The 4,173-nt window shown below is 62.7% G+C and carries 3 protein-coding genes; 2 read left to right on the top strand and 1 reads right to left on the bottom strand.

The genetic code is table 11. From position 1 onward, the window contains the following. Positions 1–79: 79 nt before the first annotated feature. A complete protein-coding gene (cahR, locus tag AC07XM_RS30830; RefSeq protein ID WP_016487540.1) occupies positions 80–1,087 on the bottom strand; it encodes a transcriptional regulator CahA in 1,008 nt (335 codons plus the stop codon). A 181-nt stretch (positions 1,088–1,268) separates the two neighbouring features. Between cahR and pssA the strand changes: the two genes are divergently transcribed. Beyond that, positions 1,269–2,597, top strand: coding sequence for a CDP-diacylglycerol--serine O-phosphatidyltransferase (gene pssA, locus AC07XM_RS30825; RefSeq protein ID WP_016487539.1), 1,329 nt, complete (start codon positions 1,269–1,271; stop codon positions 2,595–2,597). 275 nt (positions 2,598–2,872) lie between these two features. Further along, complete coding sequence (locus AC07XM_RS30820; protein ID WP_031312520.1) at positions 2,873–4,018, top strand: GGDEF domain-containing protein; 1,146 nt, start codon at positions 2,873–2,875, stop codon at positions 4,016–4,018. Positions 4,019–4,173: the final 155 nt, after the last annotated feature.

The following is a 4,173-nucleotide window of genomic DNA, read 5'->3' as shown; positions in this document are numbered from 1 at the left end:
CAGGATTCGAATACTGTGGGGTCCCTGTGGGAGCGGGCGCGCCCGCGAAGAGGCCGGTAAAACCAGTACAAACCTTGAATTAATGCAGCGAAGCCTGCCGCCGCTCCCCCAGCGGCGACAAGCCAAAGAACCGGCTGTAGCTCTTGGAAAAGTGCGCCGGCGAGCTGAACCCGCAGGCCAGCGCCACCTCGCGCACCTGCACATCGCTGCGCAGCAGCAACTCCCGCGCCCGCGACAGCCGCAGCTCCAGGTAGTACTGGCTGGGCGTGCGCTGCAGGTATTTATGGAACAGCCGCTCCAGTTGGCGCACGGTGACCTCGTTGAGGCTGGCAAGCTCCTCGAGCCCCAATGGTTCCTCCAGGTTGGCCTCCATGATCGCCACCACCTGGCTCAGCTTGGGTTGGGCGCTGCCAAGCAGGGTGCGCAGCGGTACCCGCTGGCGATCACGCTCGCCCCGCACCCGGTCGCACAGCAATAACTCGGCCGCCTTGGCCGCAATGTCCTGACCCCCGGGCTCGCGCGCCACCAGTTGCAGCATCATGTCCATGGCTGCCACACCGCCCGAGCAGGTATAGCGGTCGCGGTCCAGTTCGAACAGCTGGCTGGAAATGACAATGCCGGGGAAGTGCGCCTGCAGTGTCGGCAGGTCTTCCCAATGGATGGTGCAGCGGTAGCCTTTGAGCAGTTCGGCCTTGGCCAACAGGTAGCTCCCGGTGCAGATACCACCCAATGGCAGGTGCTGGCGGGCCAGCTTGCGCAACCAGTCGATCAGCGGGCGGCTGCTACGGCCCCGGTCGATCGGGTTGGCCCCGACCACCAGCAGCGCATCCAGCTGGGGGGCGTTGGCGATGCCGTAGTCAGGCAGTACCCGCATGCCGTTGCTGGCGACCACTGGCGCCTCGTCTGCGGCAATCAGCACGCTGCGAAACAGTGGTTTGCGTGCGGCCAGGTTGGCCATGCGCAGGGTTTCCACCGCCGACGCCAGGCCGATGGTGGTGAAGTTGGGCAAAATCAGAAAGCCGAACGTCTTTACCGAACAACTCTTTACAATAGAGGGCGATAGGTTTGCAGAAGCGGGGTAGACCATTGCGCTGTTCCTGTGCAAGCTGAGGCATAGTTCGTCAGGGGCAGTGAGAAAATACAGCCTCGCGTGGTTCTTGTTGTTATAGGTCGTTGCCGGCTCGATCTTACACCCCGGGCGCAGCGGCCAGGAATGGCCCCGCCGGCTGGCAGGGCCGACAGTGATTGCACAGAGAAGGTGATCGTTCGTGAACCCCGAAACCATGCTGGCGGCATTGCCAGGCTACGCCATGTCGCCCGAGTCGATCCAGGTGCTGCCGGATGCCAAGGCATACCGCGCCTGCTTGCTCGAACGCATCCACGCCGCGACCCGGCGCATCGTCATCGTCGCCCTGTACCTGCAGGAAGACGAGGCAGGCCAGGAAGTGCTGGATGCGTTGTACCAGGTCAAGGCCGAGCGACCAGGCCTGGAAATCACCATTGTGGTCGACTGGTTTCGTGCCCGCCGTGGTCTGCTGGGGGGCGGGCGCCAGCCGGGTAACGCCGCCTGGTATCAGGCCCAACGCCAGTTGCGTGGGCTGGATATCGTGATTCATGGGGTGCCGGTGCAGACCCGCGAGCTGTTCGGCGTGTTGCACCTGAAGGGTAGCATCATCGACGACTGCGTGATCTACACCGGCGCCAGCCTGAACAACGTGTACCTGCACCGCTTCGACCGTTATCGCCTGGACCGCTACCACCTGTTCCAGTCCCCGGGGCTGGCCGATGCCATGGTCGACCTGGTGCGGCGCCTGCTGCACCACACCGCCACACCGCGCCTCGACTTGCCTGCGCCACCTGCCACCCGTAGCCTGCGCGGCGACATCCGGCGCTTGCGTGCGCGGTTGCGGCGCATGGCCTACGAGGCACCGGCCAGCATGGCAGGGGAAGGGCTGCGGGTTATTCCGCTGTTGGGCGTGGGCCGTGGCAACCCGCTGAACCGGGCGCTGTGCGCCTTGTTGGCGGCGGCGCGCACGCAACTCATCATCAGTACGCCGTATTTCAACCCCCCGCGGGTGGTGATGCGCGAGCTTGACCATGCGCTGGAGCGTGGTGTGCAGGTTGAGCTGATTGTCGGCGATCGCACGGCCAATGACTTCTATATCGCCCCTGGCGAGCCGTTCAGCGCCAGTGGCGCCTTGCCTTATCTGTATGAAGACAACCTGCGTGCCTTCGCCCGGCGCCGCCATGCCGCCATTGCCAGCGGCCAGTTACAGGTACGCATCTGGAACGATCCTGGGCATACCTTTCATGCCAAGGGCGTGTGGGTCGACCAGCGCTATTCGTTGCTGACCGGCAACAACCTGAACCCGCGCGGGTTCAACCTGGACCTGGAGAACGGCCTGCTGATCGATGACCCGCACGGGCAATGGCTGACGCCGAGGGAAGCGGAGTTGAACGCGCTACGCCGGCATGCGCCGAAGATTGGTTCGGCAGAGGCGCTGGGCGTGAAGGCCGAGCATCCCAAGGAGGTCCGCAAATTTCTGCGGCGCTTGCGTTTCAGCCGGTTGGAACCGTTGATCAAGCGCGTGCTCTGAGGCACTGCTCCAGGCACTGCCGTGCTTTTTTGGGGGCAACGGGTGAGTTTGCTTTCAGGCATCGAGGGGGCGAGGGCACCGCGATTTCGGTGGTGCACGCGGTGCCTTGATGTCAATATGATGTTACCTGCGTGAGCCCTCCGTTGGGGGCTGGGCTATCATTTGCAGTCAACCGTACAAGGCCCCTCTGAAAAATCATCACGAGCGCATACAATCGGGCCCTTTCTTCGTTAACCAGATAGGCCAAAGCGTATATGGCGCTAGATCCACCCACGATGCTGACCATCTCGGTCGCCCTGGCAGCGGCGGCTGCCCTGTACCTGGCGATTGAGTGGCGCAGTGTCCGCGAAACCTCCTTGCTGTTCTGGAGCGCCGGCTTTGCCACGATTACTGTCGGTTGTGTCCTGGCTTTGTTGCGCGGGTCTGGGTTGTTGTTCATCGGCATCTGGTTCGCCAACGGTTTGCTGGTGGTGGCGCACGGGTTCTTCCTGACGGGCGTATTGCGTTTTACCCAGGACCGCTTGTCGCGGGGCTGGCTAATGATTGTGGTGGTCTGGTTCGCCTTGCTGTTGCTGCCTGTAGGGCCGCAGTGGTCGAAGGTGATGCTGATGGTCAACTCGTTGCTGGTGGCGTCGCTGACGCTCAAGGCCAGCTCCCTGCTGCGGCCCCATGGCAAGTCGCTGAGTGTGGGGGCAGTACAACTGCGCTATGTGTTGCTGATCCATGGGCTGTTCTATGTGGCCAAGGCGGGCATTGCCATCACGCCGGGGACGTTGATTGACCTGGCCACCTTTGGTGGCCTGATCATCCAGATCTCCTTGGTCGAGGGGGCGATGGCGATCATGCTGATTGCCTTGTCGATGACCGGCACCGTGCGCTATCGGCGCGAGGAGCGGATTGCCCGGCTGGCAGCCCGCGACCCGTTGACCGCGTTGTATAACCGGCGTGCGCTGGAGGTGCGGGCCGGGCATTTCTTCAAGGACGTGAGCCCGGCGCAGCCTGGGGCGTTGCTGCTGATCGACATCGACAACTTCAAGCTGGTCAACGACCTGCACGGGCATATTGCCGGGGACCGCTTGCTGGTTGCCTTGAGCGAGATGATTCGCACGGTGCTGCCGGAGCGGGCACTGGCCGCGCGGTTGGGCGGCGATGAGTTCGTCATCTTGTTGAATGGGGCGAGTAGCGAGCAGGTAATGGAGCTGGGCGGGCTGTTGCGCGAGCAATTCCAGCAGTATGCCGGCAAGACCGTGCCCACGCCGCACGCGGTTACCTTGAGTATTGGCGTGAACCTGTTCGACCAGCCGCCGGCGAGCCTGGCGGCATTGATCGAGCAAGGGGATGTGGCCTTGTACCAGTCCAAGCGCAGTGGGCGCGACAGTATTCGGTTTGTGGAGCGTCCGATGGCTGACATTAATCACTAGGCTGCTTTTTGCTTTTTGCTTTTTGCTTTTTGCTTTTTGCTTTTTGCTTTTTGCTTTTGCTTCTAAGCGCGCGACAGTTCAGGCAACGCAGATTGCGACTTCAGGAGGCCGAGCGCAGGGCTTGCGGAGGGAGGTGACGGGCATGGATGCCCGTC

This window comes from Pseudomonas sp. GW460-LB5 (genome assembly GCF_059423245.1).
The sequence above is the reverse complement of the archived record's forward strand: the minus strand, read 5'-3'. Positions and strand labels throughout refer to the sequence as shown.

Excerpts from the sequence above, each read along its gene's own strand:
- cahR (WP_016487540.1), bottom strand. The coding sequence starts at position 1,087 with ATGGTCTACCCCGCTTCTGCAAACCTATCGCCCTCTATTGTAAAGAGT.
- AC07XM_RS30820 (WP_031312520.1), top strand. The coding sequence starts at position 2,873 with ATGCTGACCATCTCGGTCGCCCTGGCAGCGGCGGCTGCCCTGTACCTG.